This window comes from Pseudomonas sp. ASL7, assembly GCF_056680375.1.
Genome location: NZ_CM155279.1, coordinates 498,076 through 524,559, shown reverse-complemented (window position 1 = coordinate 524,559; position 26,484 = coordinate 498,076). Strand labels below are relative to the sequence as shown.

Here is a 26,484-nt window from a genome sequence, read left to right as displayed (position 1 = left end):
TCAGCCGTTGAATCGGGCATCGCGTTTCTCGACGAACGAGTCGCGTGCTTCCTGAGAGTCCAGTGAGCGATAGGCTTCAAGCGTGAAGCCCTGCTCCCAGCGATATTTGTCTTCCAGATTGCCGTCTTCGATGCCGCTCAAGGCTTCCTTGGCCAGGCTGATCATGGCCGGGCTTTTGGCGGCGATGGCGCGGGCGATCTGCAACGCGGCTTCACGCAAATCTTCGCGCTTGACTACACGCTCCACCGCACCGAGACGCCAGGCCTCCGCGGCGTCGATCATCTCGCCGGTGAAGTACATGTGCCGCACCTTCTGCACCGGGAACAGCCGCTGCAAATGGGCGCCGCCGCCCATGGCGCCGCGATCCACTTCGGGCACCCCGAAACGAGCGCACTCGGAGGCCACCAGAATGTCGGCAGCGCCGCAGAGACCGATGCCGCCGCCGAGGACGAAGCCGTGCACGGCGACGATCACCGGTTTCGGATTACGGTGGATCGCCTTGAAGCTGTCGTAGTTGCCCTTGTTGACCGCCACGATCAGGTTGCCGTCGGCGGCCAGCTCCTTGATGTCGACCCCGGCACAGAAGCCGCGACCTTCAGCACGAATGACAATCACCCGGACGCTGGCGTCGCGACCGAAGCTTTCGATTTCGCTGGCGATATCGGTCCAGCCCTGACAATTGAAGGCGTTGACCGGTGGCTGGTTGAACACCAGTTCGGCGATGCCGTTTTCGATACTGACGCTAAATGGTTTCATGCCTTTCCCCTTCACGACACACGGCGGCACAGATCGCCCAGGCGCGCTTCAGCGTCGCGGACGATCTGTTCAATCAATTGGGCGCAGCTAGGCAAGCTGTCGATGGACGCGGCAATCTGGCCGGCGGGCAATACGCCTTCGGCCGGGCGCCCGTCGACCATGGCTTTCTGAATCACCATCGGTGCGTTGGCCGCCATGAGGCTTTGCGCGGCGGTCAGCTCGCCGCTGCCGCGCATCTTCAGCGCGCTGCCGAGCAGTTGAACCAGGCTTATGCCGCTATGGCGGCGGTAGGCCAAGCCACTGCGCACCGCCAGCAACCAGCGCTTGAGACCGCCGCTGGCTTCTAGTTGGTTGAGCAATTCGTTGCGGATCATCCGTTGCGGCATGCCGTCGATGGCGCGGCTGATGATGATCGCCGCCGGGTCCTCGACTGCCAGGTAACGCGCCAGGGTCGCCTGCGGCACCGGGCTGTCGGCACACATCAGAAAGCGTGTGCCCATGGCGATGCCTTCGGCACCGTAGGCCAGGGCCGACACCAGACCGTTGCCGTCCTTGAATCCACCAGCCGCGACCACCGGCACCGAGACCGCGTTGACCACTTGATCGAGCAGCAACGACGTCGGCACCGACCCGGTATGCCCGCCGCCCTCGCCGCCCTGAACGGTGACGGCGTCAGCGCCCATCTCCACGGCTTTCTGCGCATGCTTTAGAGCACCGACCGTGGGGATGCACACCACACCCGCGTCCTTCAGACGGCTGATCATTTGCTTGCCGGGCGAGCGGCTGTAGCTGACCGCCCTGACGTTATGACGCAGCACCAGCTCGACAATCTCGCCGGCGTTGGCCTGGTACATATGAAAATTGACCCCGAACGGCTGATCGGTCAGGCGCCGTGTTTCGAGGATCGCCGCTTCCATCCGTTGCGGCTCGATGGTCGCGCCGGCGAGAAAACCAAAGCCGCCGGCATTACCGGTCGCCGCCACCAGTTTCGGATCGGCAACCCAACCCATGGCAGTCTGGATGATCGGGTAGCGGCAACCGAGCAACTCGGTCAGACGGGTATTCAGAGAGACCGCCATGCTCACGCCCCACCTGTTGTGCGTTGTGAACTGGCCATAGCCTTGGCGTCATAGCCGCCGAGACGGTCACCGGATACCAGTTCGTTGTGGGCATGGGCGAAGTGATGCAGGCCGAACACCATGTCCATGGTCGCGCGCTTGCCCATCAAGTCTTCGGCGTTGTTGACCGCCTGCTTGCTCAGTTGCAGACCCAGGCGCGGCATTTGCGCAATGCGCCCGGCGATGTCGAGAGTTTCCTGTTCCAGCACATCGCGGGTAACCACCCGATTGAGCATGCCCATTTGATAAGCGCGCGCCGCTGGCATGCGCTCACCGAGGAACAGAAACTCCTTGGCGATGCGCGGGTTCAGTTCATGCACATGGGCAAAATACTCGACCCCGGGAATGCCCATGCGCACCACCGGATCGGCGAAGTATGAATCCTCACTGGCAACGATCAGGTCGCAGACCCAGGCCAGCATTAGCCCGCCCGCGATGCAGGCGCCCTGGACCATGGCGATGGTCGGCTTGGGCATTTCGCGCCAGCGCCGGCACATGCCCAGATAGACTTCCTGCTCCCGGGCATAGAGAAATTCGCCGCCCGGTTTGTTGACATGGTCGTACCACAGGCTGGCGCGTTCGAACGTCTGGTTGACGTCACGGCCCGGGGTGCCAATGTCGTGCCCGGCGGAGAAATGCTTGCCGGCGCCGCGCAAAACAATGACCTTCACTTCATCGTCGTCGCAGGCCCGACGAAACGCCGCGTCCAGCGCATAGGTCATCTGCGAGTTCTGCGCGTTGTGGTACTCGGGGCGGTTCATGGTGACGATGGCTACCTCGCCCCGTACCTCGTAAAGCACCACGTCGGCTTCTTTTTTGTCGTTATGTTCAGCCATCACTTTTCTCCGAAACGGGACTGCCTGAGCGACACTCAGCGTTGGCCTGGCGGGTTGTCTTTGAGCTGGCTGGCGCGCAGGTTGTGCGCGTCCAGGCGCTGGATCAGCTGCAATTGCTCGACGCTCGGTGCAGCTGTAGTCGGGCAGTCTTGCGGCACATGCAGGGCAAATCCGGTGTTGTCCTGAACTTCAGCCACGGTCACACCGGGGTGCAGCGAGCGAATGCGCATTTGCCGTTGCGGCCCCTGGAAATCCAGCACGCAGAGGTCGGTGATGATCAGCCGGATATCGATCTCGTCCAGGGACCAGCCGCGCGCCAGGCGGGCCGGGTTGTAGCCGACCGAAGCAACCATATCGACCTCGCCCTCGACGAACACCCGACGGTTGTGGCTGGGCACACAAAAGGAGTTGGCGTGGCTGATCGAGTTGCCGGGAAAACCGCGCACACCGAGCATCTGCGCCTTGGGTTTGGCGTAGTCACCAATGCACGAAATATTGGCCTGGCCAAAACGGTCGATCTGGGTCGGGCCGACCAACGCATGGCGCTTGCCGCCCCAGACGTTGTCGAAAATCCGCGAAAAACCCATCCAGCTGTCACGCTTGGGTTGGTAGCCGTTGCGCGCGCCCAATGGCACCGGTTCGGCGACCATGTAGGCTTCGGAATCGGTCATCAGCAGCTGCGGATTGCAGCTGAGCATGGCCAGTGACGCGGCCAGGCGCGGAATCACTCCGATACCACTGGCGAGGACTTCGCCGTCGTCGCGCCAGGCCTCGGAGGCAGCGCAGATCATCAGTTCGGCGAGGCTGTAGGTCATTGCAGAGGTGGTCATATCGAGGCTCGCTTAGAAAACCGGCAGGGGAAGTTGGCGGATGGCAGCCAGGCCGCCGACTTTTTCCAGGTACTGCTCGTGAGTGCAGTCGACATAGTTCTGGACATAACCCTGCCAGCCATCAATGACCTGCGCCGACGCGTTGTAAGCCTTGAAGTGCGCGACGTCGAAACCGTACAGCGGCGCGCAGGATGTCGGATGCGCACCGCCCGGAACGTGGGCCACGGCGGTGGTCAGGTTGCGTTCCCAGAACACTCGATGCGCCTGTGCTGCATCGGAATGGAAAAATTCGCTGTCGACCAGTTCGTCGCAGGTGACGTAGCTATGAGTCGCTGCACGTACAAACAGATCGTCCATGTAGTGATCAGGACCGCTGATCTGACAGACACCGCGCACATCGGCACGGTCGACGTGAACCAGCGCCGCATCCAGCTTGAGCGCCGGCATGGCGACCCAGTCCTTGCCGTCGGCGTAGGGCGAGGCGATCAGTTTGATCTGGCTGTTGTGACGCAGCACATCCGTGCCCAGCCCAACCGCCGTCGGAATAAACGGCACGTTCATCGCTGCTGCACGCAGGCCAAGCAGGAGCATGCCCTCATCGATTTCCATCACTTGCAACGCCGCTTCCTGGCGCGCCTTGCGGAAATACGGTTCCAGTGGAATGAAATCCAGGGACACGAAGGCGAACACCAGTTTCTTGATCTTGCCGGCGGCGCAGAGCATGCCGACATCGGCACCGCCGTAGGCGACCACGGTGAGGTCCTTGAGGTCCGAGCGCAGTATCTCCCGCACCAGGGCCATGGGCTTGCGTCGCGGTCCCCAGCCACCAATACCAATGGTCATACCGTCACGCAGTTGGCCGACGATCTCGAAGGGGGTCATTTGCTTGTCCATCGTCATGTTCCTCATTGGCGACCGACACTGAAGTCGTGGCCCCAGTGGCTGACCACGGTGCTTTCGAAAGGCGTGTGGCGATCCCAGTCGACCACCAGGCCATCGCAGCCGTATTCCAGGTCAAACCCGGACGGGGTCTTGATGTAGAACGAGATCATCTGGTCATTGGTGTGCTGGCCGAGGGTGGCCGAGAGTTTCACGCCGTTGGCGTGCACGCGGTCCAGGGCCCGGCCGACTTCGTCCAGCGTGCTGACCTCGACCATCATGTGCACGCAACCGTGGGGCATCGGACACTCGAAGATCGCCAGCGAGTGGTGCCGGCCGTTGTTGCAGTGCAGGAAGTGAATGCGTTTTTGCGGCTCGGCCGGGTCCGGGGTGAAGCGGACTTTCATCAGGTCGGACAGGCCGAAACCGAGCACTTGCTCGTAGAAGTCCCGGCAGCGCTCGAAGCTCGGCGCCGGCAGGACCACGTGGCCCATGCCCAATTCGTTGGTGACGAAACCCTTGACCCCCACCGGCGAGACGAAGCGCGCGAAGTCCTGCAACGGTCCCCAGAACAGTTCGTGGCGATTGCCATCCGGGTCGCTGAAGTGCACCAGCTCCTGGACTTTGCGCAGTTCGGCTTGAGCCATTGTGCCGCGCGTCACTCGTACGTCGGCCTGTTCCAGAACGCTGACAGCGTGTTCGAGTGCCGCTTTGCCGGGGACTTCCCAGCCGCAGGCGCCGAAGCCATCCTGAGTGCTCTTCTCCACCAGGATGCGATAATGGCGATCGTCCATTTTCAGGTACAGGCGCTCATCGTCATCACTACCGGTGACCATCATGCCCAGCACCTGGCTTGCGTACTGCTGCCATTGCACCAGGTCGCTGGATAACAGGGTGACGTAACCCAGACCACGGATATCCATGGATGCACTCCTCGTTTTTCTCAGGCCGAGCCGCCCCTCGGCAACTGCCGGGAGAGACTTTATATAGGGCTATTCAAACGGGTTTGGAGGGGGGCAACATCGTCCAATGGGACTAGCGGAAATGATTGGCTGGGAACAAAAAAAACGGGCCATAAATGGCTAATGCCGATCAGTTAAGCAGCAACGCATACCTTGTAGCAGCTGGCGAAGCCTGCGTTCGGCTCGGGCCGCGTTCGGACGCAGGCTTCGCCAGCTGCTACGGATCGCGTTAGGGCCGGTGGAACACATTTCCTGTGGGAGCGAGCCTGCTCGCGAAGGCGGTTTGACATTCGACATTGATATTGAATGTTAGGGCCCCTTCGCGAGCAGGCTCGCTCCCACAGGGATTGGTTGCGTTTTTACGCAGGCGGTTCGATTTGATCCAGTACCCGATTTGCCGTGATCTCCGCCAGCATCACGCTGTTGGAAATGCCCAGCAGGGCATTGCGGTCTCCACCGTCCAGATGATCCACCAGCTGATGGACCATCACATCCACCGAGGCTAGCGTCTCGACCAGATAAACCATCAGGGTTTCAGTCGTGACCTCGGGGTCGACGGTAAACAGGGTGCTCGGTGTGCGCGGCGTGGCTTTGATGTCGGCTGTCGAGGGGAAGTGGTAGTTGAGGGCGCGCTCGGCGGCGTCGTTGAGTTTTTTTGAATCGGGTTCGTACGGGGAGGCCGGATCGGTGTCCGGTGGGTTGGGTGTGACTTTGAACATAAGCTGGCTTCCTGATTGGGTGCCAACCCTCCTGCTGCTAAACGAGAGGGAGGCAGCTGTACGCAGGTTAGCAGACCGGGGAAGCTAGCAAAGCCGGCGCGCCCGAAGGCGCCCTGCGCACAACTACCATCAAGTGCAGGCATGAGAATGCCTGACTGACAAGAGCTTGTGCAGCTTACTTATAACCCCAGGCTGCTAAACCCGATCACTGATGGGCAGTGACACGAATCAAGTTACCGAGCAAGCCCAAGGCGCACAAGCCGGCGGATTCTGGCGTACCTGTAGGCAACGACGCAAGGTGTTGTAGCTTTCATCAAGTAACACTGACAACGATTAAACAAACCCTGTTTAAACACCAACTCGGTAACGGGAACTGCCCCAAAAACCTGTGGGAGCGAGCCTGCTCGCGAAAAGGGCATGACAGCCAACATCTGTGTCGACTGGCACACCGCCTTCGCGAGCAGGCTCGCTCCCACAAGGGTCATGCGGTGTTCACGCCTTAAGCGTCGGGTTTCAAGCCTTGCGGAAATGTGGAATCACTTTCTCGCCGATGTTGCGCAAGGTCTCCAGTTGCGCCCACTGCGGCACGGTACCCATCTGGCAGATGAACAGGATCTCGTCGGCGCCGGCATCGATCAGGCGCTGCACGTAACCGATGCAATCTTCGACGGTGCCGTAGGCGTGGTTGGGGTTCATCATCGCCATGGTCGGGTCGGAGAAATCGACGCTGACTTCCTCCGAGGCGAAGCGCGACTTGATCACGCTCTGGCCGTTACCGTCGACGAACGTGTCGTCCTTCCACTTTTCCGGGTCCGGACGCTCGCCACCACCGTACCAATAGCCCAGCGACTCCATGAAGTAACGCTGGCCACGAATACCAATGCGGCGAGCCTCTTCATTGTCTTCAAGAACGATGGCCGGACACAGCGCCGCGATATGGCGGTTGGGACGGAAGCCGACCTGTTTCTTCTCGTCGCGGTTGTCCCAGGCCTCGTGATACACCTCGACTTTCTTGGCGATCTCTTCAGGACCACCGAAGCCCAACACCAGGGCCCCCATACCGCGACCGCCGGCATTTTTCAGCGACTCGGTGTTGGTGCAGGCCAAGTACATCGGCGGGTGTGGGTCTTGATAAGGCTTGGGATGGATGGGGCGCTTCGGGATTTGCACGAAGTCGCCGTTATGCTCGATTTCGTCCTGCACGAACATTTTCGGGATCAGGTACATCATTTCGTCTATCTGCGGTTGCAGGGTAGCCAGGTCGTAACCGAAGGTCCCTGCCTCTTGCTGAGTGCCCCCCTTGCCAACGCCAAAATGCACCCGCCCCTTGGACAACAGATCGAGGGTGGCAATGCGTTCCGCCACTTTCACCGGGTGGTTCATTGCAGGAGGCAGGCAAATTACGCCGTGGCCGATGCCGATGCGTTCGGTTTTACCGGCAACGAAGGCCAGCATGGTTTCCGGCGCGGACATGTGCGAGTAGTTGCTCAGCGCCGTATGCTCCACGCACCAGAAGGTGTCGAAGCCGAGCTTGTCGGCCAGCACAGCCTGCTCGACGGTGTCTTCGAAAATCTTGCGGTCGCCTTCACGGCTGGAGTCCACCGTCTGGGCTTCGTAAATCAGTGAAAATTTCATGGTTGATCCTTGTCTTTATTGGATGCGCAGTCGGCGCCAGAGACCTGTGCCTTGCACCCATGCTCGGGCATCGACGGGGCGCTCGAATCACGCAAACGGACTAGCCGATTCATGGAAAAACAGTCAGAGGAAAAAGTCGTTGCTGTCCTGCCCCATGCTCACCCCACCGAGATTCCAGGCGTACTTGGCAGGATTGTTGGCAACGTGGGCGCGACCGGTGTGAATGTCGCGAAACGCCCGGTTGATCCCGTTGCTGCGGAAGATGGTCGAGGCGCCACTGTTGAACATCAGGTCGGCGACAGCCTTGGCGCATTTGTCGGCCACCAGCGCCGAGTCATAACGCATCTTCACCCGCTCCGGCATGCTCAACGGTTCCGCGCTTTGCGCCCGTTGCAGCATCAGGGCGAAGTTGCGCAGCAGCACGGTCTTGCACTCGTCGACGCACACCATCGCGTTGGCCAGTGCCGACTGCGCGGCCGGGTCCTGGACCATTTTGCGACCGTCGTTGACCCCGACACGCGCGCGGTTGTGCTCGACAAACTGATCAACCGCACCTTGCAGGGCGCCAATGGCCGAGGACGACACCGCGCGCACAAAAATCTGCCCGAACGGCAGCCGAAACAACGGCGCGGTATTCACCGCATTACCCGGACTGTTCTGCATGAAACCGTCAAAGGCGCGATGGGTTCGGTATTCCGGCACAAAGGCCTGTTCCACCAGAATGTCGTGGGAACCGGTGGCTTCCAGGCCCATGACATTCCAGTTGTCGAGAATCTGATAGTCGCTGCGCGGTACCAGGAAGGTCCGGTAATCCGGCGCCCCACCCGCTTCTTCCGGCGGCACCAGCGCACCAAGGAACACCCAATCGCAATGCTTACTACCCGAGGAAAAACCCCAGCGCCCGCTCAGCTTGAAACCACCCTCGACCCGCTCGACCTTGCCCACCGGCATGTAGGAAGAAGAGATCAGCACACTGGAATCGGCGCCCCACACATCTTGCGCGGCGCGGTCATCGAACAACGCCAATTGCCAATTGTGGATCGCCACCACGCCCAGCACCCAAGCCGAGGACATGCAGCCCTCGGCGAGGGTCATCTGCACCTCGAAAAAGTCCTTGGGCTCCAACTCATAGCCTTCCCAGCGAGATGGCTGAAGGATGCGAAAGAACCCGGCGTCATGGAAATCCTTCAAGGTTTCTTCAGGCAACTGGCCGGCTTGCGCGGCGTTCAGGGCGCGTTCACGCAGGATCGGCACCAGCTCGCGGGCACGTTGGCTCAGACGCTGGCGAATCAGGTCTTGGTTGAGCATTTTTGTTGTTCTCCTTTGTTCACCCCATCCGCCGGGGCGCGCGTGCAGCGGGGCGGGTGTAGCGCCCCTACCCTGGCATTCAAGCAATGCGCGCAAGGGTGGGCATCCCTCAAACGGACCATGTGGCTTGAGAGAAAAGCGAAGATCAAAAGATCGCAGCCTGCGGCAGCTCAGAGCGTACGCATTCCCCTGTAGGAGCGAGCCTGCTCGCGATGAATTCGAAGGCAGCGCGTTTTTCCAGACAGTACGCGTTATCGTTCACGTCCATCGCGAGCAAGCTCGCTCCTACATAAAGCAGGTCGGCGTACCGCTTTTGATCCTCACCACTCATCAGGCCGAGCGTTAGCTCGCCTGAGCTTTTGATCTACCCGCCCCTTCGGGAGGCTGAGTGGAGGTGTTCATCCGGGGAGTGGCGCGCAGCGCCGTTCGACGCTTTTTTTGCTTACTTTTTTTGGCGTTTGAAAAAAAAGTGAGTCGCCGTAAGGGCGAAACCCTAGGTGGCCGTTACCGCAGCAACGACTATGCCCCCATTCACCCAGAGCCCTGGTCGGCCCAGAGGCCGCCAAGGCCTAGTCCCCTCGGACGATGTTAAGGAGGGACGTCGGAGCAAGAATCCATCGCACTCCATGCACAACGAAAGGGCTCGTGCGATGAATGACGTCAATCTGAAAGCCGACATGCTCCAGGCCATGCGCCGCTTGGCCAAGTCAGTCACCATAATCAGCACCAGCAACGGCTCTGAGCGTTTCGCCATGGCCGCCACGGCTGTCGACTCCCTCAGCACTGAACCGCCGTCGCTGCTGATCTGCGTCAACAAGACCGCCTCGCCTCATGCGGCGCTGGCGACCGGCGCGGACTTCTGCGTGAACATTCTGGGCATCGAGCAACAGGATCTGGCACACCTGTGCAGTGGCGCGATCAAAGGCGAAGCGCGTTTCGATCGTGGTAACTGGCTGACCAGCGCCGGGGGCATTCCGTATCTGGGTGACGCCCAATCTGCGATTCTCTGCCGGCAGGACGGCCACTTCAGCTATGGCACCCACACCGTTTTCATCGGGCGCATCCTGCAGATTCACACCAGCGATTCGATCACGCCGCTGGTCTACCTGGATGGCAGCTACACCACCACCGCCAAACCTTCAACCGCCTTCGCTGTCGCTGGCTAAGGCCCGGACATGGACGGCTTACAAGGGTTGCCGGCGTTGCGAGTGAGCAGCGCCGATCAGCTGAACTGGGATGATCGTTGCGACTTGCTGGTCGTCGGGTTTGGCGGAGCCGGCGCTTGTGCAGCCATCGAAGCGGCCAGCCGCGGATTGGCTGTGCTGGCGCTGGATCGCTTCGAAGGGGGCGGCGCTACCGCACTCAGCGGCGGTGTGGTCTATGCCGGTGGTGGCACGCCGTATCAGCGTCAGGCCGGCTATGACGACAGCAGCGAAGCGATGTTCAACTACTTGCGTCAGGAAGTCGGCGAGGCCGTCAGCAGCCAGACATTGCGCGATTTCTGCGAGGGCAGTTGCGAGCAATTAGCCTGGCTTGAGCGCCAGGGGGTCGCGTTCGAATCCAGCGTACCGCCGCATAAAACCTCGTACCCGAGCGATCAGTACTATCTCTATTATTCCGGCAACGAAACCGTGCCGGCCTATGCCGCGCTAGCCAAACCGGCGCCTCGCGGGCATCGCACCAAAGGCCCGGGCATGTCCGGTGCCAGCCTGTTCGCCCCCCTCAAAGCCAGTGCTTTGCACCACGGCACACGACTACGCAGCCAGTGTGAAGTCCGGCGCCTGGTGATCGACACTGGCAATCAGGTGCTGGGCGTCGAAGCCTGGCACCTGCCGTCCGGCAGCCGCGCTGCCCGTCAACATGCGCGACTGTCGCGCTGGGCCAGCGCTCTCCACATGTACGCCCCGGCCCTGGCCGACCGTTTGCGCGCCCGCGTGCGCCGCATCGAACAAACCAGTGCCAAGCGCCAGCTGATTCGCGCCGAGTACGGTGTATTGCTGAGCAGCGGCGGTTTTATCTTCAATCGCGAGTGGGTCGGCCAGCATGCCCCGCAATACCTGGCCGGTTTGCCATTGGGGACCACGGGTTGCAACGGCAGCGGTATCGCCCTCGGCCAAAGTGTGGGTGGCAGCGTGGCGCGGATGGACAAGGTCAGTGCCTGGCGCTTTATCAATCCGCCGCTGGCCTGGGCCCGAGGGCTGATCGTCAATGCGCATGGGCAGCGCTACGCTAACGAAGAAATCTACGGTGCAACCCTCGGCCACGCGATGGTCGAAGAGCAGGACGGTCGCGCCATTCTGATTCTCAATCGGGCGCTGGTGCGCGAAGCATTACGTCAGGTCGGTCCGGGCAAAGTCTGGCAATTCCAGCGACTGCCGGTGCTGCTCAACTTGCTGTTCAACGCCAGGCGCTGCAACAGCCTCACGGGTCTGGCAAAACGTTGCGGGCTGCCCGCCGAAGCTCTGCGACAAAACGTGCAAACCTATAGCCGCGCCGCGCAGGGCGAAGTCGCTGATGCGTTTGGCAAGTCACCAACCATGCTCGCCGACATGGACCAAGGTCCGTGGTACGCCCTCGATCTGTCCTTCGCCAGCCGCCTGTTCCCCTGCCCGGTCATCACCCTCGGCGGGCTGAAAGTCTGCGAACGCAGCGGCCAGGTGCTGGACCTATCCGACGCCCCGATTCCCGGCCTGTACAGCGCCGGTCGCACCGCCGTCGGAGTCGCTTCCAATCTGTATATCTCGGGCCTGTCGCTGGCCGACTGCATCTATTCCGGTCGTCGCGCTGCTACGCACTTGGCCGACCTGGCCGCACTTCAAATCACACGCTCAGGAGAACCACAATGCAACGTCTAGAAGGCAAAGTCTGCATCATCACCGGCGCCGCCAGTGGCATCGGTCGCGAAGACGCCCTGCTGCTGGCCCGCGAAGGTGCCAAAGTGGTGCTGACCGATCTCAACGAAGAAGCCGGTCGCCAGGCCGCCGCGGAAATCGGCAGTAACGCTCTGTTTATCCGTCACGACATCGCCAGCGAAAGCGACTGGCAACGGGTGATCAAAACCACCCTGGAACACTTCGCACGCCTCGACGTACTGGTGAACAACGCGGCGATCCTGGCCCTGGGCAGCATCGAAGACACCACCCTGGAACTGTGGCAGAAGGTACAGAAGATCAATGGCGACGGATATTTCCTCGGTTGCAAGTACGCGATCCAGGCCATGAAAGAAACCGGCGGCGGCTCGATCATCAATATGTCGTCGGTGGCAGCGCTGGGCGCGATGCCGATGTTCTGTGCCTACTCGGCCTCCAAGGGCGCGGTAGCGGCGATGACCCGCTCCGTTGCCTTGCACTGCAAACAGCAGGGCTACCGCATTCGCTGCAACAGCGTGCACCCGGACGGTGTGAATACGCCGATGACCCAGGCCCTGACCGGTGGCCAGGCGATTCCTCAGGAAGCCCTCGATCAAGACCCGATGAATCGCATGTGCGCGCCCCGGGACATTGCCAACGTGGTGCTGTTCCTCGCCACGGACGAGTCGCGTTTCGTCAACGGTGCCGAGATCCGCGTCGACAACGCCCAATTGATCAGCGGGCTCTGAGACCGAGGTGAGCATGGGCACGCAACAGCAGAACCTGACACCGGTCGAGCAAGCGACGGGAAGCTATTCATTGCAAGTGTGCGCGGTGATCGATGAGACCGACGACGCACGCTCGCTGGTGCTGGATGTACCACCGTCACTGCGTGAGCGCTTTCGCTACAAACCGGGCCAGTTCCTGAGTTTTCGCGTGCCTTGCAACGGCAAGCTATTGACTCGTTGTTACTCCATGGCCAGTTCACCGCTGACGGATGCGCGGCCCAAGGTCACGGTCAAGCGGGTCGAGGGTGGCCGGGTATCGAACTGGATGAACAACGTCCAGGTCGGTGACTGGCTGGAGGTACTGCCACCGGCCGGGCATTTCTGTCTGGACGAGCCTCAGCCGGCGTTCGACGCCAGGCCGTTGGTGTTGTTCGGTGGCGGCTCCGGAATCACCCCGGTGTTTTCCATCCTCAAATCGACGCTGCACAGCAGCTCGCGACCGATCAAATTGATCTACGCCAACCGCGATGAAGCCTCGGTGATATTCAAGGATGAGCTGTGCCAGCTGAGCAAGACCCATCCCGAACAACTGCAAGTCGTGCACGTACTTGACTCCGTGCAGGGCTACCTCACCGACGCCCAGGTGCGTCATCTGCTGCGCGGATCGAGTGGCGGTGACTACTTCATCTGCGGGCCGGGTCCGTTCATGGACACCGTGGAGCGCACCTTGCTGGGACTGGGCGAAGCCGCCCAATGCATCCACGTCGAACGCTTCGTCTCGCCACCCGATCCCGACGAACTGCTGGCTGAAGAAGCGCTGGCCAGGGCTGCGGCCCTCGGTTCGCGATGCGAGGCGTTGATCGTCGAGCTCGATGGTCGGCAACATGAGATTGCCTGTCGCCCCGGCGACACCCTGCTGCAAAGTTGCAAGGCGGCCGGGCTGGATGTGCCTTCTTCCTGCGAAGAAGGCTTTTGCGGGGCCTGCATGTGTGTGGTCCAGGAAGGTGAAACCCAGCTGGCCCGCAACGATGTGCTCAGCCCCCGGGAGCTCGCCGAGGGCTGGACGCTGGCTTGCCAGAGCCGTCCGACCGGCACCCGGGTCCGGCTGAAGTTCCCGGATTGAACGGCCAAAAGCAATAGTCTCAACGGACGATCACCTTGACCCGGTCTGCCGTTAGACTCGGCCACAGCGTTAGCCCACAACAATAAAAGAGGTGCAGTTATGGCTCGTTTGCAGAATAAGGTCGCTGTCGTTACCGGCGGCGCGTCGGGGATCGGCCTGGCCTGTGTGCGCCGATTCGCCGCTGAAGGCGCACAAGTGGTCGGGCTGGATATCGGCACCGCACCGGCGGATTTCCCTGGCCGGTTCATGACCCTCGATGTGCGCGACGAAGCGCAAGTCCAGCAGGTCATGAATGAAATCATCAGCCACTTCGGGCGCATCGACGTGCTGGTCAACGCGGCCGGCGTTGCCGACCAGGGCAGCGTGACCCAGACTACCACCGCCAACTGGCAACGGGTGATGGACATCAACCTGACGGGCAGCATGCTCACCAGCAAATATGCGCTGGCGTCGATGGAGTCGCAACGCAGCGGCTCGATCATCAATGTCGGCTCGATCTTCGGCCTGCAAGGCTGCGATGGCAACGTTGCCTACAACGTCTCCAAGGGCGGCATCAACCAGCTGACCCGCTCGATGGCCATCGACTACGGCTACGCCAACATCCGCGTCAACGGCTTGTGTCCCGGCCTGATCGAAACACCGATGACCAGCATGGTCCGTGAGCAGGAAGCCTTCCACGCCTTCTTCGCTTCGCAACATATGCTCAACCGCTGCGGACAACCGGAAGAGGTCGCCAATGTAGCGCTGTTCCTGGCCTCGGACGAGGCGTCCTTTGTCAGCGGCCAAATGATCGCCGTGGACGGTGGTTTCTCCGCCGGCCGCCGCTTCGCCCCGCCCGCCTGACTCTCCATCCGGCCGGGCGCCCTGCCTGGCCTATCCCCTTTTCGCACTTGTCCTCTAACCGAGGAGGCCCCATGCCGCCTGTCGCACATGCACTGACCATTCCCCAACTGTTCGCCAACGCGGCCCAGGCCTACGGCGATCGCCCGGCCATTGAGGACACGGGACGAACGATCAGCTACCGAGAACTCGACCAACTGCGTCGGCAAGCCGCTCGCGCACTGCTGGCGCTGGGCGTTCAGGCCGGAGATCGGGTGGCGATCTGGGCGCCCAATATCTGGGAATGGATGGTTGCCGCGGGTGCGTTGCAGAGTGTCGGTGCCGCGCTGGTACCACTCAATACCCGCATGAAAGGCAGCGAGGCGGGTTACATCCTGCGTGAGAGCGGCGCCTGCGTGCTGTTTGCCATCGGGGAGTTTCTGGGTGCCGATTACCCGCGCATGCTGGTCGGCGAAGCGCTGCCGGCGCTGCGCCACATCGTCAATTTGCGTGGCGGTGGATCCGGCACGCTGGGCTGGGAAGAATTTTTCTCGCTGGCGGCGGACGTGTCGCAATTGGCACTGCAAACCCGCGAACGCAGCGTGGGTCCACACACACTGTCTGACCTGCTGTTCACCTCGGGCACCACCGGCAAGCCCAAAGGGGTAATGACCTGCCACGGACAAAACCTGCGAGTGGTGCGCGACTGGAGCGATATCGTCGGGTTGCATGAGGGTGATCGATACCTGATCGTCAATCCGTTCTTCCACTCCTTCGGTTACAAGGCCGGTTGGCTCGCGGCCCTGATGCGCGGCTGCACCATCGTGCCGCAGCAAGTGTTCGATGTGCAGGCGGTGCTCGAATGCGTCCAGCGCGAACGGATCACCGTGCTGCCGGGGCCGCCGACGCTCTATCAGTCACTCCTCGCCCATCCACAACGCAGCGAATACGACCTGACGTCATTGCGCGTGGCGGTGACCGGCGCCGCCGCAATCCCGGTGGAGATGATCCAGCGCATGCGTGAGGAGCTTGGATTTTCCACCATCGTGACGGCCTATGGTCTGACCGAAGTCTGCGGCTTTGCGACGATCTGCCGTCCTGGTGATTCGCCGGAACAGGTTGCTAACACCAGCGGCCGGGCCATGCCCGGTGTGGAAATCCGCTGTGTCGACAATGCCGGTCACAATCAACCGGCCAACGTCCCCGGCGAGGTTCAGGTGCGCGGCTACAACCTGATGCAGGGCTATTTCAATGATCCGCAGGCCAGTCGGGAAATCGTCGATGCCGACGGCTGGCTGCACACCGGGGACATCGGCGTACTCGATGAGCAGGGATGCCTGCGCATCACCGACCGGCTCAAGGACATGTTCATCACCGGCGGTTTCAACGTGTACCCGGCGGAGATCGAACACTGTTTGCTGACCTATCCGGGCGTGGCCCAGGTCGCGGTCATCGGCATTCCCGACGAACGCCTGGGTGAAGTGGCGATGGCGTTCCTGCTCCCGGCACCCGGCATGGAGATTGAACAGGCACGATTCCTCGCCTGGTGCCGTGAGCAGATGGCCAACTACAAAGTCCCGCGCAGGGTTCGAGTGCTGCAGAATATGCCGCTGAATGCGGCGGGCAAGGTGACCAAGAATGTGTTGCGTGAGTGGGCTGAGTTGGGCGCTGACTGATGGATTTCGCAAGGGCCCTTCAATCCCGTGTAGCAGCTGGCGAAGCCTGCGTTCGGCCGCACAGCGGCCGTAAAATCAGACGCTACGGTTTTTCAGGGTAACCGTGTTGGCAGGATTTACGACTGCTTCGCAGTCGAACGCAGGCTTCGCCAGCTGCTACAGGAATACGTCGTACGCTGAACTGTCAGATCACCCGCGCCGGATGCTGCTGGCGTGGGTCGCCGAGCATGGCCCGATGTGAGGGTGGCTGGCGGCCCTGAGCTTCACTGATGCCATAACCACGGGCTATTTCGGCGGTGATCAAGGTCTTCCCGGAGAAGCTTGTCAACCGCGGGTCATTGAGCAAGGCATGAATCACCCGACCATTGAATTGCGGCGTTTCTGCATCTGCCAGAAAGGCCTTGTATTGCTCGCCATGCTGCTCGCCGGCAATCCGTGTGCGCTCGGTCAATTGCGGGCCAAGCCAGAGCGATAACGCCGCCACGCCTTGCCCCTCGAAATCGATCGCCATGTCGGCCGCCAACTTGTCGACACCGGCCTTCTGCGCACCGTACGCGGGCCCGTGCATATAACACCCGGCGCCGAACGACGAGGTGAAACAAATCAGCCCCCGACCGCTACGCAGCAACAACGGCGCGGCGAAGTAACTGGCGATATACGCCGAGCGCAGCCCGACGTCGAGGATGCGCACCAGGTCCAGCGGCTTCTCCCAGAACGGTCCCGGTTCGATCAATTGGTCATGGATGAACGCGGCATTGTTCACCAGCAAATCCAGGTGCCCACATTCGTTTTCAACCCGGGTGAACAGCGCCTGGACCTGCGCATCATCGGCATGATCACAGATCACCGCGATACCGCGCCCACCGGCCGCCGTAATCGCCGCAGCGCTGTCCTCCAGTGAACCCCGCAACGCATGACCGTACACATTCGACCCGCCGTGTTCCGGTGCGCGGCCGGTGACGAATACCGTCATGCCCGCGGCCCCCAAGGCCAGAGCAATACCCTGGCCAACTCCTCGACTGGCGCCGGTCACCACGGCGACTTGCTGACGCAGGCTGTTCATTCGACGCTCCTGAACACACTTTTGACCGGGTTGGTCTGGCTCTGACGCTTGATGTGATTGGCCGCCAGGTAACCGAAGGTCATGGCCGGGCCGATCGTTGAGCCGGCCCCCGGATACGTGCGGCCCATCATCGAGGCGGCGCTATTACCAATGGCATACAGTCCGTTGATCGGTTGCCCGTCTTCATGCAGCACGCGAGCGTGAACATCCGTCAGCAGCCCGCCTTTGGTGCCGATGTCCCCAGCGTCGATGCGCACGGCGTAGAACGGACCTTTGAGTAACGGCGCCAGGCACGGATTGGGCTGCACATTCGGGTCGCCATAATAGCGATCGAATAGCGACTCCCCCTTGTGAAAATCTTCGTCGCGCCCCTGCACCGCCATGCCGTTGAAGCGCTCTATAGTGCGCATCAGGCCGGTGCCATCGACGCCGATCTTTTCTGCCAGTTCCTGCAAGCTCGCCGCCTTGTGAGCATACTCGCGCAGGTGCTTGGGCAACTGCCAATCACGCTGGGCGTAACCTGGCAACAACGCGCCACAGGGGTATTTGTGGCGGAATCGGGCGTCGAACACCATCCAGCACGGCACGCTGGCCACGCCTTCGCGATTGTTGGCGTACATCGCGTAAACGATGTCGGTATAGGGTGCGGCTTCATTGACGAAACGCTCGCCGGCAGCGTTGACCAGCACGCACCCGGGCAAGGTCCTCTCAACGAACAGCGCGCGCTGTTTTTCCTCGCCCTGAACATGCGTCGTTGGTGCCCACCAACAGTGGTCCATCAGCGCGGTGCGCGCGCCTATCGCCTGGCCCGCTCGAATACCGTCTCCAGTATTGTGCGGCGGCGTGGCACTCCAGCTCGCCTGGGTCGGCTGCGGCAGGTATTGGCTGCGCATCGCCTGATTACGCTCGAAACCACCGGCCGCAATAATGACTCCGTACCGAGCCTTGACGTTGAGTTGCTGACCAGCACGACAGACCCGAGCACCGCCGACCCGGTCGCCGACGATCAGCAATTCCTCCAGCCCGCAGTTCAGCCACACCGGCTTTGCACGATCCAGCAACGAACACCGCAGTGCGCCGATCAGGGCATTGCCCAGGGTCAGGAAACGGTCGCGACGCGATAACCGCCGCCCCTCGCGATCACGCCAGTAACGCCACATCACCCGCAGGGTCAGCCGCAACCAGCCCGGCCCTCGGCACAGCAGAACCTGCGCCTCTTTCATGGTCATCGCCATGCGCCCCATCATCAGGGTTCCGGGGGATGGCGCGCGCATCCGCAGGAACTCTTCACCGAGCTCGGCGGCGTCAAACGGTTGCGGGTCCATGGAGCGATAGCCGGGCTTTCCACCCTCGATTTCCGGGTAGTAATCGGCATACGCAGGTTGTGCCTCGAAGCGCACGCGGGTCTGTCGTTCGAGGTATTCGACCATCTCGCGGCCGTGTTCGACGTAGGCCTCGATGCGCCCGTCATCGATCTCGCCGTGGGTGACTGCGCGCAGGTAAGCAATCGCTTCTGCCGGCGAATCGCTGCCGCCCATGGCTTTGATTCGGTGGTTGTCGGGTATCCAGATGCCGCCGCCGGACACCGCCGAGGTGCCGCCGTATTCGGCGCTCTTCTCGATCAACAGGGCATTGAGTCCCAGATCGTGGGCGCGCAACGCAGCGGTCATGCCCCCTGCTCCGGAGCCAATTACCAGCACATCGCAGCACTCGTCCCATTTGATCCCGGCATCTTTCATGCGATCACCCTTGCTCAGCGCCCATCAGGCAGAAACCGCCGCCGCCAGATCTTCGCCCGGTGCAGTCAGTCTCGGGATTGTTCGCCGGGGGCCTTGAGCGGTCATCGTCCGATGGGACTAAGGCGCAGGCCATCCACACCGGGCCCCCGCCGCGCCCCCCCCCTGCAAATCGCTTAGTCCGCTTGGACGATGTTGCTCCCGATAGCTGACTCCATAGTCGCCCACAGCACCAATCCCCCCTGAAATGCAGGTCAGGCAGGTCTGACCTGGGCATGAGGACGACATGATAAAAACAATAATCGCCCCACCAACGCTACACCCTCGCGTACAGCTGGCCATGCTCTTGCTGGCAGGTGGGCTGTGCAGTCACGCCAGCGCGATGAGCTTCCAGCCGAACGAGGACTTGAGCGTCGACTGGGATACCACGCTGACGTACAGCCTGGCCTGGCGGACCGAGTCTCGCGATCAAAAGCTGACGGCCAACGCCAACGCTAACGATGGTGACAATGCGTTCGACAAAGGCAGCCTGATCAATAACCGCAGCGGTTTCCTCACCGAAGCCAACATTAAATGGCGTGAGGACTACGGGGTATTCCTGCGTGGGACGGGCTTCTACGACAACGTTTACGATCAGGGTAACGACAACAACACCGGCACCTCGAACTGCTTCGTCGGTGGAAATTGCAACCGCGCCGACCGGTTTTCCCAAGAGACCATCGATCAGCACCGCAATGAACTGCGCATGCTCGATTACTACGCCTATGGCACTTGGGACCTGAGCGGCCACGCCCTCAACGCGCGACTCGGCAATCAGGTGGTGAGCTGGGGTGAAAGCCTGTTCTACCCTGGCATTTCCGCGGCGCAGAGCCCGGTGGATGCGACCAAGGCGACTACTCCGGGCGTCGAGGTCAAGGAAATCCTGCTGCCGGTCGGCCAACTGTTCACCCAGTTCAGCCTGACCGACAGCCTGGGTATTCAGGCCTACTACCAATACAAGTGGGAAAAAACCGAGCTGTTCGGCGTCGGTAGCTACTTCTCCACCACCGACTTCATCGACGAGGGTGGCTTCAACGACGCTTCCGGTTTTGTCACCCGTCTGAAGGACGACAAACCGAGCGACAGCGGCCAGTACGGCGTGGCCTTCACCTACGCCGCCGAGTCGCTGAACAACACCGAGTTCGGTGTGTACTACTCGCGTTATCACGACAAGACGCCGTCGCTGGATTTCCAGACGTACCCGGGGCACTACCTGGTGCGCTACTTCGACAACATCGACTTGTACGGCGCGAGTTTCTCCACGGTACTGGGCAGCGTCAGCTGGGCCGGTGAAGTCAGCTACCGCGACGGTTCACCGGTGTTGGTCGACAACGGTTTCTCAAGCCCGGTGCGCAGCAAAACCATGCAGGCCCAGACCTCGATGATCTACGTGGTTGGCCCGACCTCATGGGCAGACAACACCACCCTGACCGGCGAGCTGGTTTACAACACGGTGATCAGCAACGACAAGTCGCAGCCGGTGAACCTGGCCCCCGGCTTCTCGTTGCCGGGTACCGAAAGGCTGCTCTACGACCGTGAAGCGTGGGGCTACACGGTTCAGGCGAACTTTGACTACAACGACGTGTTCAGCGGTTGGGATATGTCGGTGCCGGTCACCTTGAGCGTCGCCGCCCACGGTGACAGCTCGCTGGTGGGCTCGATCAACGCAGGCCAAAACGACAACCGCGCGAGTATCGGCAGCTCGTGGCGCTACCTCGGCAACTTCACCGTCGAAGCCCGTTACAACGCCTACCTGGGCAACGCCAACAACAGCCCGTTGGCCGACCGCGACAACGTCGCGCTCAACTTCAAGTACCGGTTCTGAATCCCCTGATGGAGGAGCACAGCATGTCTAGATTCACCCACACCTTGTTAGGCACGGCGCTGGCCGTCAGCCTGCTAAGCAGCGGCCTGGTCCAGGCCAAAGTCAGCAACGAAGAGGCCGCACGCCTGGGCCAGGACCTGACCCCGATGGGCGCCGAGAAAGCCGGAAATGCCGACGGCAGTATTCCGGCCTGGACCGGCAAATGGCGTGGCCTGCCACCGCAACTCAAGTACGCCGGTCCCGGTACGCCGTACCCGGACCCGTACGCGGCGGAAAAACCGTTGTTCGTGATCAACGCGAAGAACATGGACAAATACGCCGATAACCTCACCGACGGCCAGAAAGCGTTGCTCAAGCGCTATCCCGAGACGTTCAATATTCCGGTGTACCCGAGCCATCGCGACTTCCGTTTCGATCAGCGCCTGGAAGAAGACATCAAGAAAAACGCCGTCAGCGCCGAACTGGCCAACGACAACAACGACACACAAAACGCCTGGGGCGCATCACCCTTTCCGATTCCGAAGAACGGCAGCGAATTGATGTTCAACCACACCCTCGCCGGGCGTGCCAATACCGAAGAGGCCAATTATCAGCAGGCCGTGGTCTATTCCAATAAAGAGCGGGTACTGGAAGAGGTCAACTATAAGATTTTCTCGATCTGGTCCAGCCCGGACAAAACCCTGGAAAACGCCAACGGCATTCTCACCGATTTCCTGATCACCACGTTGGAGCCCGTGCGCAAGAAAGGCGAGATCGTCGTCGGGCACGAGTTCATCAATCCGACCGCCTCACCTCGTCAGGCCTGGCAGTACAGCCCTGGGCAACGTCGGGTGCGTCGCGCGCCGACTGTAGGTTATGACTCGCCCACCGGCGCCGGTGGCTTTCGGGTGTACGACGAAGACCGGTTGTTCAACGGTGCGCCGGATCGTTACAACTGGACCATTGTCGGCAAGAAAGAAATCTACATCCCGTACCACAACTACAAGATCGACGATCCAAGCGTGAGCTCTGATCAGATTCTGGCCACCACCGGCCACGTCGATCCGCAGTTCATGCGATACGAGAAGCACCGCGTCTGGGTCTTGCAGGCCACCCTCAAGGAAGGTGCGCGACATGTTTACGCCAAGCGCGTGTTGTACCTGGACGAGGATACCTGGGCCGCCACGCTGGCCGACAACTACGACAGCCACGGCGCGCTCTGGCGCACCAACATGCAAACCTCGATCTACGCCTACGAGATGCAGCGCTACCACGCTCGCCTCGGGATCTACCATGACCTGATCGCCGGCTCTTATCTGGTTGACCGGATGTTGGTCGATCAAAAGCCCGCCAAGCTCAACGCCACCTCCTTCACTGAAGACGAATTCACCCCCGGCAACCTGCGCAAACTCGGCACCCGCTAAACCCTCGACGCCCTGACCGATTTGCTCGGTCGGGGCGTTGTGCTTTTCCAAATTTGCTCATTTCGCGGAAAACTCCCCATGAATAAACTGCTCACTGGCGTCATCGTCATGGCCAGCATCAGCCTGTCGATGCAGGCCAATGCCTTGAATATTCTGCTGACCAACGATGATGGTTGCCGGGCACCCGGTATCGATGCGATGTACCGGGCGCTGACTGCCGCCGGGCATCAGGTGACCCTGGTCGGCCCGTTGAACGACAGCAGCGGCATCAGCGCAGCCAGTGTGGTCGTGCCTGGCCAGGCCCTGGCGGTCACCGAATTGGCGCCCGGCAAGTTTTGCGTCGGACCACCCGATGGCTACACCCCGCCCGCGGGCAAGACCTCCGCCATCGGCACCCCGGTGGACGCGGTCAATGTGGGCCTGGACGTGCTGCTCAAGGACACTCCGCCAGACCTGGTGGTGTCGGGCAGTAACTTTGGTGAAAACGTCGGCCCGCTGACGCAAATGTCCGGCACCTTGAATGCAGCGGTCCGCGCGATGTTCAAGGGCGTTCCGGCGGTGGCGGTGTCGACGGCCATCGACATGGACCTGATCATTCGCGATCAACAGGCCGGCTACCGCAAAACCCTGGGTGCCATGGACGACACCGCCCGGTTTGCGGTGCAGGTCATTGCGCAGGCGAGTCTGGCGGGAACTCAAGCCAGACAAACCTGTGAAAAAAACAAGCAACACTGCGAACTGAACGTGCTCGGTCTGCCCGGCGTCAGCGGCCTGAACCTCAACTATCCGGCGCTGGCCGCCAGTGACGTCAAAGGCGTGAGCTTTGCCCCGATCGGTAATTGGGATCGCGTGAACTTCACTTCTCAGCGCGGTGCCGACGGTGTGGTTCACGTCAACCTGATCGCGCCGCCTGCGCCGACAGCCTCACAGCAACAAGCCGATGCGTATCAGTTGTGGCAGGGGCATGCGGTGATCACGGTGATCGACGGCAACATGAGTGCACCGGATGCGGTGCAGGACCGGGCCAGGGAAATATTGCGGGGGGTGAAGCCTTAGGCACGCGCAAAACCTGTAGGAGCGAGCTTGCTCGCGAAAGTGGGTCAGGCACCGTTGTGTCGACTGACACACCTTCGCGAGCGAGCTCGCTCCTACACTAGCGCCCTGCGCAGGTCTGCCGCGGCGTCGGACAACGCATGTGCAGCGTGCTCGACAAACGGCGCCATGCTGATAAACCCGTGAATCATGCCCACGCAACGCTGCACCCGCACCGACACCCCGGCTTCTCGCAGACACTGGGCAAATGCCTCGCCCTCGTCTCGCAGCGGATCAAACTCCGCACTGATCAGGGTGGTTGGTGGCATCCCTACCAGCGTGTCCGCGCGCAAGGGCGAGGCGAGTGGATCGTCGCCCTGCCCCGCATCCTGCAGGTATTGCTGCCAAAACCAGCCCATCATTGCGCTGGTGAGGAAATAGCCTTCGGCAAAATCCTGATAGGACTGACTGTCGCATTGCGCTTCAATGACCGGGTAAAACAGACACTGATAGCTGATTTTCGGTCCCTGGCGTTGCGCCGCCAGGCGACTGACGGCGAGCGCCAGGTTGCCCCCGGCACTGTCGCCGGCCAAGCCCAATCGACTGCCATCGACACCCAGTTCAGCCGCGTGCTCGACCAGCCAGCACGTGGCGGCATAACAATCGAGTGGTGCCGCCGGAAATTTGTTTTCCGGTGCCAGACGGTACGCGACCGACACCACCACTGCCTCCGTCAGGCGGGCAAGCGAGCGGCAGAGGTTGTCGTGGGTGTCGAGGTTGCCCATGACAAAACCGCCACCGTGGAAGAACACCAGCAGAGGAAGGTGGTCCTGCTCCAGTGGCCGATACAGCCGCGCATCCAGTTCGCCCGCTGCTCCGGCAACCCGCAGGTGACGCACTTCGATCATCGGGTCGCCGGGGATGGCGGGCAGCAAATTGTCGGAAAACTGCCGATATTGTTTGGCATCGAGCTGGCTGAAGTCGGGTACCGGCAGGTCGCGAAACTGCCGGAGCACCCCGGCGATCTGACTATCGAGCGGCATGGGAATCTTCCTCTACATCGGTCATCTGAAACTGTGGATTGGTTTCTTCCAGGATGCTTTTCACTCGCCGTTCCAGGGCGGGTTTAAAACCTTTGTGGGGGAAGATCCAGAAGCGTTTCTCAGCGATAGCGGCGAACACCCGATCCGCCAGTTCATCTGGCGTCATGCCTTGGCGAATCGTGCTGTCGAGCCGCTGACTGAACGAAGAACCGGCCGCATCCACCACTTGGTTCGAGGCCATGATTTCACTGGCCACCGGGCCTGGGCACAACACCGAGACCGACACCGGCGCGCCGAGCATGGCCAGTTCGTAATGCAGGGTTTCCGAGAGGGCAACCACGGCCTGTTTAGTGACGTTATACGGCGCCATCAACGGGCTGCTGACTAGTCCCGCAAGGGACGCGGTGTTAATCACATGCGCCGCTCGCCCCTGGCTCAGGAACAGCGGGACGAAACTGCGAATGCCGTTGATCACCCCGTTAAGGTTAACGTTAAGCATCCGTTGCCATTGCGCCTGAGTGACTTCCCAGCTGTAGCCGGTTTGCATCACCCCGGCGTTATTGAACAGCAGATCCACCCCGCCGAAGTGCGCGACGGCGCTGTCGCGCAAGCGTTCGACCTGCGCCGGGTCGCCTACATCCGTGACGCAAGCCATCGCTTGTGCACCGTTTGCCTGCAATTCATCGCACAACGCTTGCAAGCCCGGCACATCCAGATCGGCCAGCACCAGGCGCATGCCGCGCTTCGCCGCGTGTTCGGCCAGGCCTCGGCCAATACCACTGGCGGCCCCGGTAATCACCGCAACCAGCCCTTGTTCTTTGCTCATCTCCAACTCCTGCCATGGGTCCAATGGCGCCAGTAGAGCGGGCCTGTCTTCAGCGGCCATCGTCCATTCAGACGATGCCCGCTTTTACAGGGACGGCAGAATCCGTTACGTGCGCCAAACCCGTGAACCTTGGGAGAATAATAAGATGAGTACCCTGCACCGCATCGAAGCCAAACTGCTGGAAGACCGCTACGCCCGTGGCTGGCATTGTCTGGGCCTGGCCGCCCAATACCGTGACGGCAAGGCGCATCGCCTGGAGGTGTTCGGCACCCGATTGGTGGCCTTTCAAGGCGAGGACGGCGACCTGCATATTCTTGATGGCTATTGCCCGCACATGGGCGCCGACCTCAGTGCCGGTTGCGTTGAGGGCAATTCGATTCGCTGCCCGTTCCATGCCTGGCGCTGGGGTGCCGACGGCGTCTGCGATGACATTCCTTATGCCAAGCGCATTCCGCCACGGGCCCGGCTCAAGAGCTGGCCATTGATGGAAGAGAACCAGCTGCTGTTCGTGTGGAATGACCCGGAAGGCAACCCGCCGCTGCCCGAGCAGCGCATCCCGCGCATCGACGCCTGCTTCAGTGATGAGTGGGCCGCATGGGAAGTCGCCGAACTGCAAATTGGTACTAACTGCCGCGAACTGATCGACAACATCGCCGACATGGCGCACTTCGGCACCGTTCATGGCGCACCAGTGGAAGCGTTCAGCAACGTCTTTGAAGGCCACCTGGCCACCCAGATCATGAGCGCACGCAGTGAGCGCCTGTCCGGTGACAGCCTGTTGAGCACCGTGGCCACCTACTTCGGCCCGGCCTATCAGATCACTGAAATGACTGGCGCCATGAACGGCCAGCCGATTCATTCGATCCTGCTCAACTGCCATGTGCCGATCGACCTCGACAGCTTCACCTTGCGCTACGGCGTGCTGGTGAAAAAGATTCCAGGACTCAGCGAAGAACAGAATCAGGCGATGGCCAAGGCCTATGTGCAACAGGCCCAGGAAGCCTTCTACGAAGATGTGACCATCTGGCACAGCAAGACCCGCGTCGACAACCCGCTGCTGTGTGACGGCGATGGCCCGGTCTATCAGTTGCGCCGTTGGTACGAGCAGTTCTACACCGATGTCGCGGCGCTCTCGGCCGACGTGCTGGAGCACAAACGTTTTGTCGTGCGTGCCAGCGAACGGGTCTGAACACAGCGGCTTTCGTGCTCCCTGCGCCTGATCGGCAGCCGCCCGTCAGGCCTTGAGCCCGAGCGTTGCAAGGAGTCGATAGCGGCGCTT

At 61.4% G+C, this 26,484-nt stretch carries 23 protein-coding genes; 10 read left to right on the top strand and 13 right to left on the bottom strand.

Annotated features, from left to right (window positions below):
* The 9 genes from AC1MDT_RS02340 to AC1MDT_RS02300 form a co-directional block, all read right to left on the bottom strand.
* On the bottom strand, positions 1 to 756 hold the full coding sequence (locus AC1MDT_RS02340; protein ID WP_480420514.1) for an enoyl-CoA hydratase family protein: 756 nt from the start codon (positions 754 to 756) through the stop codon (positions 1 to 3).
* An 11-nt stretch (positions 757 to 767) separates the two neighbouring features.
* Entirely contained in the window at positions 768 to 1,835 is a 1,068-nt protein-coding gene (locus AC1MDT_RS02335; protein WP_480420513.1) for an NAD(P)H-dependent flavin oxidoreductase, read from the bottom strand.
* A gap of 2 nt (positions 1,836 to 1,837) precedes the next feature.
* Entirely contained in the window at positions 1,838 to 2,710 is an 873-nt protein-coding gene (locus AC1MDT_RS02330) for an enoyl-CoA hydratase (RefSeq protein ID WP_480420512.1), read from the bottom strand.
* Positions 2,711 to 2,745: 35 nt separating this feature from the next.
* Positions 2,746 to 3,540 (bottom strand): CoA-transferase subunit beta, encoded by a 795-nt coding sequence (locus AC1MDT_RS02325; RefSeq protein ID WP_480420511.1) that lies wholly within the window; start codon positions 3,538 to 3,540, stop codon positions 2,746 to 2,748.
* A 12-nt stretch (positions 3,541 to 3,552) separates the two neighbouring features.
* Positions 3,553 to 4,434 carry a CoA transferase subunit A gene (locus tag AC1MDT_RS02320; protein WP_480420510.1) on the bottom strand — a complete coding sequence of 294 codons (882 nt, stop codon included), beginning with the start codon at positions 4,432 to 4,434 and terminating at the stop codon, positions 3,553 to 3,555.
* A gap of 11 nt (positions 4,435 to 4,445) precedes the next feature.
* Entirely contained in the window at positions 4,446 to 5,342 is an 897-nt protein-coding gene (locus AC1MDT_RS02315; protein ID WP_480420509.1) for a VOC family protein, read from the bottom strand.
* Between the two features lie 398 nt (positions 5,343 to 5,740).
* Positions 5,741 to 6,100: a DUF6124 family protein gene (locus AC1MDT_RS02310; RefSeq protein WP_480420508.1), complete on the bottom strand. Its 360-nt coding sequence runs from the start codon at positions 6,098 to 6,100 to the stop codon at positions 5,741 to 5,743.
* A 513-nt stretch (positions 6,101 to 6,613) separates the two neighbouring features.
* Positions 6,614 to 7,735, bottom strand: coding sequence for an LLM class flavin-dependent oxidoreductase (locus AC1MDT_RS02305; RefSeq protein ID WP_480420507.1), 1,122 nt, complete (start codon positions 7,733 to 7,735; stop codon positions 6,614 to 6,616).
* A 123-nt stretch (positions 7,736 to 7,858) separates the two neighbouring features.
* On the bottom strand, positions 7,859 to 9,043 hold the full coding sequence (locus AC1MDT_RS02300) for an acyl-CoA dehydrogenase family protein (RefSeq protein ID WP_480420506.1): 1,185 nt from the start codon (positions 9,041 to 9,043) through the stop codon (positions 7,859 to 7,861).
* 650 nt (positions 9,044 to 9,693) lie between these two features.
* On the opposite strand from AC1MDT_RS02300, the gene AC1MDT_RS02295 reads away from it, so the two are divergent.
* From AC1MDT_RS02295 to AC1MDT_RS02270, 6 genes are all read left to right on the top strand, one after another.
* A complete protein-coding gene (locus AC1MDT_RS02295; RefSeq protein WP_480420505.1) occupies positions 9,694 to 10,209 on the top strand; it encodes a flavin reductase family protein in 516 nt (171 codons plus the stop codon).
* 9 nt (positions 10,210 to 10,218) lie between these two features.
* The gene (locus AC1MDT_RS02290) at positions 10,219 to 11,898 is read left to right on the top strand and encodes an FAD-binding protein (protein ID WP_480420504.1); all 1,680 of its coding nucleotides are present in this window, start codon (positions 10,219 to 10,221) and stop codon (positions 11,896 to 11,898) included.
* Positions 11,886 to 12,641, top strand: a complete 756-nt coding sequence (locus AC1MDT_RS02285) for a glucose 1-dehydrogenase (protein WP_480420503.1) — start codon at positions 11,886 to 11,888, stop codon at positions 12,639 to 12,641. The genes AC1MDT_RS02290 and AC1MDT_RS02285 overlap by 13 nt, the downstream gene beginning before the upstream one ends.
* A gap of 13 nt (positions 12,642 to 12,654) precedes the next feature.
* Positions 12,655 to 13,743: a 2Fe-2S iron-sulfur cluster-binding protein gene (locus AC1MDT_RS02280; protein ID WP_480420502.1), complete on the top strand. Its 1,089-nt coding sequence runs from the start codon at positions 12,655 to 12,657 to the stop codon at positions 13,741 to 13,743.
* Positions 13,744 to 13,842: 99 nt separating this feature from the next.
* Positions 13,843 to 14,586, top strand: coding sequence for an SDR family NAD(P)-dependent oxidoreductase (locus tag AC1MDT_RS02275; protein WP_480420501.1), 744 nt, complete (start codon positions 13,843 to 13,845; stop codon positions 14,584 to 14,586).
* Positions 14,587 to 14,657: 71 nt separating this feature from the next.
* Positions 14,658 to 16,238, top strand: coding sequence for a FadD3 family acyl-CoA ligase (locus AC1MDT_RS02270; protein WP_480420500.1), 1,581 nt, complete (start codon positions 14,658 to 14,660; stop codon positions 16,236 to 16,238).
* Positions 16,239 to 16,422: 184 nt separating this feature from the next.
* On the opposite strand, the gene AC1MDT_RS02265 is transcribed toward AC1MDT_RS02270, so the two are convergent.
* Positions 16,423 to 17,301: an SDR family NAD(P)-dependent oxidoreductase gene (locus AC1MDT_RS02265; RefSeq protein WP_480420499.1), complete on the bottom strand. Its 879-nt coding sequence runs from the start codon at positions 17,299 to 17,301 to the stop codon at positions 16,423 to 16,425.
* Positions 17,298 to 19,040 (bottom strand): FAD-binding protein, encoded by a 1,743-nt coding sequence (locus AC1MDT_RS02260; protein WP_480420498.1) that lies wholly within the window; start codon positions 19,038 to 19,040, stop codon positions 17,298 to 17,300. Before AC1MDT_RS02260 ends, AC1MDT_RS02265 begins: the two co-directional genes overlap by 4 nt.
* A 283-nt stretch (positions 19,041 to 19,323) precedes the next feature.
* Here AC1MDT_RS02260 and AC1MDT_RS02255 point away from each other — a divergent pair, with 283 nt between their 5' ends.
* From AC1MDT_RS02255 to surE, 3 genes are all read left to right on the top strand, one after another.
* Positions 19,324 to 20,901, top strand: a complete 1,578-nt coding sequence (locus tag AC1MDT_RS02255) for a DUF1302 domain-containing protein (protein WP_480420497.1) — start codon at positions 19,324 to 19,326, stop codon at positions 20,899 to 20,901.
* A gap of 23 nt (positions 20,902 to 20,924) precedes the next feature.
* The gene (locus AC1MDT_RS02250; protein WP_480420496.1) at positions 20,925 to 22,304 is read left to right on the top strand and encodes a DUF1329 domain-containing protein; all 1,380 of its coding nucleotides are present in this window, start codon (positions 20,925 to 20,927) and stop codon (positions 22,302 to 22,304) included.
* Between the two features lie 78 nt (positions 22,305 to 22,382).
* Complete coding sequence (gene surE / locus AC1MDT_RS02245; protein WP_480420495.1) at positions 22,383 to 23,360, top strand: 5'/3'-nucleotidase SurE; 978 nt, start codon at positions 22,383 to 22,385, stop codon at positions 23,358 to 23,360.
* A 92-nt stretch (positions 23,361 to 23,452) separates the two neighbouring features.
* Here the strand turns inward: surE and AC1MDT_RS02240 are convergent, their stop codons facing one another.
* Both AC1MDT_RS02240 and AC1MDT_RS02235 read right to left on the bottom strand, forming a co-directional pair.
* Entirely contained in the window at positions 23,453 to 24,379 is a 927-nt protein-coding gene (locus AC1MDT_RS02240; protein ID WP_480420494.1) for an alpha/beta hydrolase, read from the bottom strand.
* Positions 24,366 to 25,205 (bottom strand): SDR family NAD(P)-dependent oxidoreductase, encoded by an 840-nt coding sequence (locus tag AC1MDT_RS02235; protein WP_480420493.1) that lies wholly within the window; start codon positions 25,203 to 25,205, stop codon positions 24,366 to 24,368. Before AC1MDT_RS02235 ends, AC1MDT_RS02240 begins: the two co-directional genes overlap by 14 nt.
* Before the next feature lie 145 nt (positions 25,206 to 25,350).
* Here AC1MDT_RS02235 and AC1MDT_RS02230 point away from each other — a divergent pair, with 145 nt between their 5' ends.
* The gene (locus AC1MDT_RS02230; RefSeq protein WP_480420492.1) at positions 25,351 to 26,394 is read left to right on the top strand and encodes a 3-ketosteroid-9-alpha-monooxygenase, oxygenase component; all 1,044 of its coding nucleotides are present in this window, start codon (positions 25,351 to 25,353) and stop codon (positions 26,392 to 26,394) included.
* Positions 26,395 to 26,484: the final 90 nt, after the last annotated feature.

Bases quoted from the DNA above. Each gene is read 5' to 3' on its own strand.
- AC1MDT_RS02340 (WP_480420514.1), bottom strand. From the start codon at position 756: ATGAAACCATTTAGCGTCAGTATCGAAAACGGCATCGCCGAACTGGTG.
- AC1MDT_RS02335 (WP_480420513.1), bottom strand. From the start codon at position 1,835: ATGGCGGTCTCTCTGAATACCCGTCTGACCGAGTTGCTCGGTTGCCGC.
- AC1MDT_RS02330 (WP_480420512.1), bottom strand. From the start codon at position 2,710: ATGGCTGAACATAACGACAAAAAAGAAGCCGACGTGGTGCTTTACGAG.
- AC1MDT_RS02325 (WP_480420511.1), bottom strand. From the start codon at position 3,540: ATGACCACCTCTGCAATGACCTACAGCCTCGCCGAACTGATGATCTGC.
- AC1MDT_RS02320 (WP_480420510.1), bottom strand. From the start codon at position 4,434: ATGGACAAGCAAATGACCCCCTTCGAGATCGTCGGCCAACTGCGTGAC.
- AC1MDT_RS02315 (WP_480420509.1), bottom strand. From the start codon at position 5,342: ATGGATATCCGTGGTCTGGGTTACGTCACCCTGTTATCCAGCGACCTG.
- AC1MDT_RS02310 (WP_480420508.1), bottom strand. From the start codon at position 6,100: ATGTTCAAAGTCACACCCAACCCACCGGACACCGATCCGGCCTCCCCG.
- AC1MDT_RS02305 (WP_480420507.1), bottom strand. From the start codon at position 7,735: ATGAAATTTTCACTGATTTACGAAGCCCAGACGGTGGACTCCAGCCGT.
- AC1MDT_RS02300 (WP_480420506.1), bottom strand. From the start codon at position 9,043: ATGCTCAACCAAGACCTGATTCGCCAGCGTCTGAGCCAACGTGCCCGC.
- AC1MDT_RS02295 (WP_480420505.1), top strand. From the start codon at position 9,694: ATGAATGACGTCAATCTGAAAGCCGACATGCTCCAGGCCATGCGCCGC.
- AC1MDT_RS02290 (WP_480420504.1), top strand. From the start codon at position 10,219: ATGGACGGCTTACAAGGGTTGCCGGCGTTGCGAGTGAGCAGCGCCGAT.
- AC1MDT_RS02285 (WP_480420503.1), top strand. From the start codon at position 11,886: ATGCAACGTCTAGAAGGCAAAGTCTGCATCATCACCGGCGCCGCCAGT.
- AC1MDT_RS02280 (WP_480420502.1), top strand. From the start codon at position 12,655: ATGGGCACGCAACAGCAGAACCTGACACCGGTCGAGCAAGCGACGGGA.
- AC1MDT_RS02275 (WP_480420501.1), top strand. From the start codon at position 13,843: ATGGCTCGTTTGCAGAATAAGGTCGCTGTCGTTACCGGCGGCGCGTCG.
- AC1MDT_RS02270 (WP_480420500.1), top strand. From the start codon at position 14,658: ATGCCGCCTGTCGCACATGCACTGACCATTCCCCAACTGTTCGCCAAC.
- AC1MDT_RS02265 (WP_480420499.1), bottom strand. From the start codon at position 17,301: ATGAACAGCCTGCGTCAGCAAGTCGCCGTGGTGACCGGCGCCAGTCGA.
- AC1MDT_RS02260 (WP_480420498.1), bottom strand. From the start codon at position 19,040: ATGAAAGATGCCGGGATCAAATGGGACGAGTGCTGCGATGTGCTGGTA.
- AC1MDT_RS02255 (WP_480420497.1), top strand. From the start codon at position 19,324: ATGATAAAAACAATAATCGCCCCACCAACGCTACACCCTCGCGTACAG.
- AC1MDT_RS02250 (WP_480420496.1), top strand. From the start codon at position 20,925: ATGTCTAGATTCACCCACACCTTGTTAGGCACGGCGCTGGCCGTCAGC.
- surE (WP_480420495.1), top strand. From the start codon at position 22,383: ATGAATAAACTGCTCACTGGCGTCATCGTCATGGCCAGCATCAGCCTG.
- AC1MDT_RS02240 (WP_480420494.1), bottom strand. From the start codon at position 24,379: ATGCCGCTCGATAGTCAGATCGCCGGGGTGCTCCGGCAGTTTCGCGAC.
- AC1MDT_RS02235 (WP_480420493.1), bottom strand. From the start codon at position 25,205: ATGAGCAAAGAACAAGGGCTGGTTGCGGTGATTACCGGGGCCGCCAGT.
- AC1MDT_RS02230 (WP_480420492.1), top strand. From the start codon at position 25,351: ATGAGTACCCTGCACCGCATCGAAGCCAAACTGCTGGAAGACCGCTAC.